This is a genomic window from Flavobacterium sasangense DSM 21067 (genome assembly GCF_000686885.1).
Lineage (GTDB): Bacteria > Bacteroidota > Bacteroidia > Flavobacteriales > Flavobacteriaceae > Flavobacterium > Flavobacterium sasangense.
In genome coordinates, this window is the sequence record NZ_JMLU01000049.1 from 1 (window position 1) to 5,848 (window position 5,848).

Below are 5,848 nucleotides of genomic sequence, written 5' to 3' on the forward strand. Positions count from 1 at the left end.
TCTTTTTTAAAATAATCTAACAAAAATTCTTTTCTGCTTTCTTTTGGGTTTTCTTGTATGGCTTTGACAACGCTTCTACTTGTAAACCTTTTAAAATCGCCTAATAAAAGTTCAGGTTTTTGATTTTCTATACTTCTAAAAATTAAATGAACATGGTTGGTCATTATGCACCAAGCATGTATTTCCATTCCTTTGTTTTTTTGACAAAATTCTAAACTTTCTAAAACTAAATCTTTGTATTCATTTCTTGTAAAGACATCCAGCCAACCCACAACAGCAAAACTTACAAAATATAATCCTTCGGAATTATGAAACTTATAATTTCTACTCATTTTTTCTTTTTATCAAAAATAGTAAAAGCTTTTTTGTTAATCAAGTGCCACGCGAAGGGATTCGCGCGGGAGCGGGGGCGGGAACGGGGGACATATCTATACAAACCTGCTTAATCTCTGCAATTTCTACTTCTTTTTCTTTTAGATAATCAACACTCTTTTCAATACAATCTGCTCCTTTTCCCTCACAAGCAAACAGTACTCGTTTTTGCTCTAAATCAACCATGTGAGTAATATAGTTATGTCCTTTTTTAACCGAAGTTTCATCAAAACCTATTTTGGTTAAAGAATCAATAACATCTTCTTTATGAGCAATAGAAATCCAATAATCAAAGACATTCCAAATTCTAGCAGGATAAACTTGTAGGAGTTTAGCAACTTTATTCACAGGCATTTCGTTTTCTATTAACAACATTGAAAAAGCTTCAAACAATAGAGTAAAACCGCTTCCTTTTCTTGCCCATGGAACTTCTTGGGTTTTAATTTTCCCATCAGACTGCATTACTCTTGGAACTTTAGCATGTAGATAACATTTATGCTGAAAAAAGTTAAGATGTTCCCATCGTCTTTCAACTGTATCATAAGCAGTATAATATTGTGTATCATCTGCTAAAAACAAATGACCTTTCTTAAAGCCTAAATAAACATCTAATTGAAGGCGTTCTTTGTCAAAAACAACTTCTTTAACATACCAAGGCTCTACTAAACCTAATGCTATGGAAAATATTTCTACTGAATTTTGCATAAACAAAAATAATATTTTTATATTTACCCATTATAAACAATATAGAACCGTTTTTTTTAGGAGCAGCAATTTTTTGTAAATCTAGAACAGTTGGCTTGTCCTTATTTCAATCCTTTCGTGGCAGAAAAAGTGTTCAAAAAAAGATTCTTCCGTTTTGTGCTTATGAAAGTTTTTTAATTTTTTGAAGAAGATGGAATATAAATATGGGGTGTAATTCGTTAAAAATCATTTTTTTATTTTTTTAATTTCGTACATTTGGTAGTATAGATATACTGATAAAATAGTTTTCTTCATTTTGGATTTTATTTTTCAAAAAGATTCGGTCAGGCCTAGAGCCAACTATTTGATTTAGAGTTGCCAAAACTAAAAACTGATCCCGGCCATTTTGTTATGGCGTCTTTTATGCAGAAGTAGGGCGGAATCTTTTCAACTGTTATTATGACAGGAAATGATAAATCAGAATTTTTTTGTTGCAACCCATGTGTATTTACTTATTTGATTTATAATTAAAGTTAATTTTATGAAAGTTTCCGTTACCCGAAAAAACATCAAGTTTTTACCTGATTCTAGTAGAGTTGTCGCTAGATATTTTAATAGTGGAAATCAACGAACCAAAGAACTGGTTGGTCGTATACTGGTAATGGGCAATCAGGAAGTCACCCATACCTTGGAACAAATCAATAGGGGATTTGCCCGGCGGCATCGAAGTATTTCGGCTATATTTTATAAACATTATGAAAATATTAGGGGTATAATTGACGAGATGCAAATTAATGAGGCTGAGTTGTCTGAGGACAGGAAAATGCTTATTGGATCTTATCTTACCATGGAGTATTCCATCGAATCCTCGGCGTTTTTCAATCCTTCGATGGTGAAAGATTTTGATCAGTCAAGTTTGGAAAAGGGAGAGGTGCGGGTAGTTATTTCGTTTCGGGCTACCGGAGAAGGCCATGTTTCATCCATCGTATTCAGGAGGGGAATTATCGACAAGGACAATAATCTAAGGATGATGCGCATAGGTGATGATATTGAAAAGGCCGAGATTTTGCACAAAATGATGTTTAACAAAAAGCGGATCATGTCCAAATTGGCAGAAATGGACACCATGGATATTTATTCCACTATCTTGAATGATTTACCGGAAGTATTCGAGTATTCAGCATTAAAAAATGCGTTGACCATAGAATTGGCCAATCCAATTATCACTAAAGAAAAAAGAGAAGCTTATGAAGAAGTGATTTGGTTGATGGATTCATTTTATGATATTCAATTCAACCATGATTCCGATATTTCCGAACGCGTGATATTTCCGGTTTCGGATACCGAGAGCCGAGGAATAGAAGATGCCCGCTTTGTTCGTTTTGTTGATGACGATGGTTCCGATAGCGTAATGGGAACATATACGGCTTATAACGGAAATGCAGTACTTTCCAAGTTAATCACCACCGAAGATTTTTATACGTTTCGTGTGATGCCTTTGTATGGCGAAGGCTCATTGGGTAAAGGGATGGCCTTGTTTCCTAAAAAAATAAACGGTAAATATGCCATGTTGGGCAGGATGGATGGTGTCAATAATTATTTGATGTATTCCGTTAGACCCAACGAATGGAAAAATCCGCAACTGATCCAGAGACCTGAATATCCGTGGGAATATACCCAAGTGGGAAATTGTGGTTCGCCCTTGTGGACAGAGGAAGGTTGGCTGATCATCACGCACGGAGTGGGAGCGATGCGTCGTTATTGCATTGGTGCTTCCTTGTTTGATTTGGATGATCCTTCCAAGGAAATTGGCAGACTTTCCGAACCTTTACTGACTCCATTGGAAGATGAACGCGAAGGCTATGTGCCCAATGTGGTGTATTCCTGCGGGTCAATAATTCACAACAAGAGTTTGATATTGCCTTATGCCGTTTCGGATTATGCTTCCAGCTATGCCGTGGTTGACTTGAAAGAATTACTCGATGCTTTGAAGGATAGTAAAAAAATCTTGCTATGAAAACCAAACCAAACAAGGCAATGCTCCTAATGAGTTCCTATCCACCAAGAGAATGTGGATTGGCAACTTTTACTAATGATGTCGTAAATTTCGTAAATTTAGTTTTTGGGGATTCGCTTCCAATAGAAGTTTGCGCTTTGCAAAACCATAAAAATCAATTTGAATATCCATCCGAGGTAAAATATATTTTAAATGTTACTTCGATTGACGAATACCGCCATTTGGCCGAAAAGATTAATAATCGTGACGACATCGGAATGATTTGCATTGAACACGAGTTTGGACTTTTTGGCGGGGAATACGGCAATTATTTACTCTCTTTTTTATTGGCATTGAATAAACCCATTGCGACAGTTTTTCATACCGTTTTACCGGGACCAAATGATAAATTAAAGAAAGTGGTTCAAGCCATCATTGATTTGTCCAACAAAATTGTGGTGCTGACCAATAAATCGCAAGAGATTTTGATACGGGATTATGGTTGCCGGGAATCCAAAACAATGCTGATTCCGCACGGTACCCACATGGTGCTTTTGAATCAAAAAGAAGATTTGAAAAAAGAATTTAACTTCTCGGACAAAATTGTGTTATCGACATTCGGATTGATAAGTGAAAACAAAAACATTGAAACCGTTTTATATGCCTTGCCCGAAATCATCGCAAAACATCCCGAAGTGGTTTATTTGGTAGTGGGGAAAACCCATCCCGAAGTCTTGAAAAAAGATGGGGAAAATTACCGCAACATGCTTATTGAAATAACCCGAAAACTTCAATTAGAAAACAACGTGTTCTTTGTCAACGAGTTTTTGGAGTTGAAACAATTGTAGGACTATTTAATCCTTTCCGATATTTATTTGTTTGCTTCCAAAGACCCGAACCAGGCCGTGAGTGGCACCTTTGCTTATGCGATGAGCTGTGGTTGTGCCATAATTTCAACCCCGATTCCGCACGCCATCGAGGCCTTGAATACAGGAACGGGAATTTTGTTGGATAGTTTTGACCAACCCGAAGCGTTTCGAAAAGCCATAATGCAATTGGTCGAAAACAAAAAAGAACGAATGAAAATGGGGCGAAATGGCTATGCTTTGACCCACGAAACCACTTGGGAAAACATTGCCTTGAAATATGGATTCCTGTTTGCGGAAGTAACGGAAAGCGTGGAAGCATTAAGTTTGAATTTTCCGCCCATAAAGTTGGACCACGTCAAGGAGCTAACGACGGATTACGGCATTCTTCAATTTTCGAATTTTAGTCAACCCGACCTTTCTTATGGTTACACTTTGGATGACAATGCCCGTGCATTGATTGACATGGTGATGTATCACGATAAAAGCGCCGAACCGATTGCCTTGAAATTGGCGGCCATTTATTTGAATTTTATCACGGGAATCCAAAGGGAAGACGGCAGTTTTGACAATTACAAAGATTTTAATCGACAATTGACCCCACAAAATGAATTGGTAAATCTGGAGGATTCCAACGGAAGAGCTTTGTGGAGTTTGGGATTTACATTGGCCCATTGCGAAAAATTGCCGCTAGATTTGGTTCAGCAAGCCCAAAAAGCTTGGGACAAAGCCGTCGTGCATATCCACAAAGTTGGTTCTCCTCGGGCAATTGCTTATACGCTAAAGGGACTTTATTACTACCATTTGGTGCATCAAGAGGAAGATGTCAAAAAGAGTATTGTGCAACTCGCCGATAAATTACTGAATCATTACCACATCAATTCCGACGAAGATTGGTGTTGGTATGAAGATTATATGACCTATGCCAACAATGTTCTGCCCGAAGCCATGCTTTTTAGTTTTTTGGCCACGGGAGATTTGAAATACAAGAAAATTGCATTGGTAACCTTCGATTTTCTTTTGTCGCATTATTTCATGAAAGGAGAATTCAGCGTCATTTCCAATAGAGGTTGGTTTGTCAAAGGCAGTCATAAAAACACTTACGGCGAACAACCCATTGAAGTGGCGACAACCATTATTACCCTGCATTTGTTTTATGAAATTACGGGAAATGTCAAATACAAGGAACAACTGAAAGTGGCTTTTTCGTGGTTCTTGGGAAACAATCATCTCCACCAGATTATTTACAATCCCGTAAATGGAGCGTCTTATGATGGTCTTGAAGAAAAAAATGTCAACATCAATCAAGGTGCCGAATCAACTCTTTGTTTTTTTAAAGTACAGTTGATTATGGATGCCTATAAAACTCAAGAAGATTATAAATACTAGGAGGTTGAATTCTCCTATGCGGTTTAATTTTTATTAAGCATAAAAAAACCTCCCTACATCATTGAAAAGTAGGGAGGTTTGTGTTTAACCCAAATCAGTTTTATGAATTGATTTATAGTTTGATCAATTGCAATTCGATGTTCAATTTCACTTCTTCCCCCGCTCCCGCGCGAATCCCTTCGCGTGGTTCTACAATTTAAAACATTGAAAAACACAAACATTGTCTAGTAATCCTTTTTCACCCCGCTCCCGCGCGAATCCCTTCGCGTGGTTCTACAATTTAAAATATTGAAAAACACAAACATTGTCTAGTAATCCTTTTTCTCCGGCATAGTCAGGAGCACTGCTATATTTGTAGTCTTCGGGTCTAAAAACTATTCCTTCTTCAACTGGATTATTGTGAATATAATCTATTTTTTGTTGAATAACCTCATTACTCCATAACTCAATTGGTTTATTGTCATGTCTCCAAAATTGAAAATTGGTTGTATTTGAACTTTTTTCAGCTTCTTTCTTAAAATAATCTAACAAAAATTCTTTT

The 5,848-nt window shown here is 36.9% G+C and carries 3 protein-coding genes and 2 pseudogenes; 2 read left to right on the plus strand and 3 right to left on the minus strand.

Features of this window, described 5'->3' with window-relative positions; genetic code table 11:
• Both BP92_RS0113435 and BP92_RS16425 read right to left on the minus strand, forming a co-directional pair.
• Positions 1 to 332: transposase (locus tag BP92_RS0113435; RefSeq protein ID WP_026726508.1), on the minus strand; the 332-nt coding region annotated here is incomplete at its 3' end.
• Between the two features lie 40 nt (positions 333 to 372).
• Positions 373 to 1,077 (minus strand): helix-turn-helix domain-containing protein, encoded by a 705-nt coding sequence (locus BP92_RS16425; RefSeq protein WP_051604492.1) that lies wholly within the window; start codon positions 1,075 to 1,077, stop codon positions 373 to 375.
• 520 nt (positions 1,078 to 1,597) lie between these two features.
• On the opposite strand from BP92_RS16425, the gene BP92_RS0113445 reads away from it, so the two are divergent.
• A complete protein-coding gene (locus tag BP92_RS0113445) occupies positions 1,598 to 3,073 on the plus strand; it encodes a glycoside hydrolase family 130 protein (RefSeq protein WP_026726509.1) in 1,476 nt (491 codons plus the stop codon).
• A 257-nt stretch (positions 3,074 to 3,330) separates the two neighbouring features.
• Positions 3,331 to 5,307 (plus strand): annotated as a pseudogene (locus BP92_RS16955) (glycosyltransferase).
• A gap of 273 nt (positions 5,308 to 5,580) precedes the next feature.
• Here the strand turns inward: BP92_RS16955 and BP92_RS16435 are convergent.
• Positions 5,581 to 5,848 (minus strand): annotated as a pseudogene (locus tag BP92_RS16435) (transposase); the annotation flags it as partial.

Coding starts and splice junctions, on each gene's coding strand:
- BP92_RS16425 (WP_051604492.1), bottom strand. CDS start 1,077: ATGCAAAATTCAGTAGAAATATTTTCCATAGCATTAGGTTTAGTAGAG.
- BP92_RS0113445 (WP_026726509.1), top strand. CDS start 1,598: ATGAAAGTTTCCGTTACCCGAAAAAACATCAAGTTTTTACCTGATTCT.